Source organism: Bacillus sp. GbtcB14 (assembly GCF_019091205.1).
GTDB classification, from domain to species: Bacteria; Bacillota; Bacilli; order Bacillales; family Bacillaceae_G; genus Bacillus_A; species Bacillus_A cereus_AG.
This window is the reverse complement of sequence record NZ_JAGXJT010000067.1, coordinates 1-531: the sequence shown is the minus strand read 5'-3', so window position 1 is coordinate 531 and position 531 is coordinate 1. Positions and strand designations below refer to the sequence as shown.

The following is a 531-nucleotide window of genomic DNA, read 5'->3' as shown; positions in this document are numbered from 1 at the left end:
ACATATCTCTTTGTGCTGACTTTTTCCTTTTCAAAAGTTTTTTAACCTTGGCATCTTTGTTTATATTTCGTTCTTTCGTACCATTAGAAGCCACAAACAACTCTTTTAAACCAACATCCACACCAATCGACTCATTGGTTAGTTCTTGGGATTCAAAATCTTCTTGGAACCCTACACTAATCCACCAGTGACGACCATCAAAGGTAACTCTTGGATTGAATGTTTTTTTGTTTCTTGGTAGTTGTTGGCTTGTTTTCACTTCTCCAATGGACTGAATATGAACTACTTTCTTTCTTATAATCAGTCTTTCATAATTGGCATAAAATCCTTGGATTAAATCTTTTTTGGATTTATAAGAAGTGTGAGAACCATTTTGGTACTTTTCAAACGAATTTTTCCTCGCCTTGTCAAAATCTTTTGAAGCCTGTTTGGAAACTTGTACATTGATGTCATGTAACCACTCATATCTCTTTCGCTTCTTGATCTTTGTAAATCGTTTCTGTAAAGCTAACTGTGAAACAGATTTTCCAA

The 531-nt window shown here is 34.3% G+C and carries 1 protein-coding gene; it reads right to left on the bottom strand.

Annotation, left to right across the window (positions count from 1 at the left end; all coding sequences use genetic code 11):
* Positions 1-531 (bottom strand): nuclease/transposase family protein (locus tag KVT31_RS29360; RefSeq protein WP_483297956.1); only part of this gene is annotated, 531 nt, incomplete at both ends.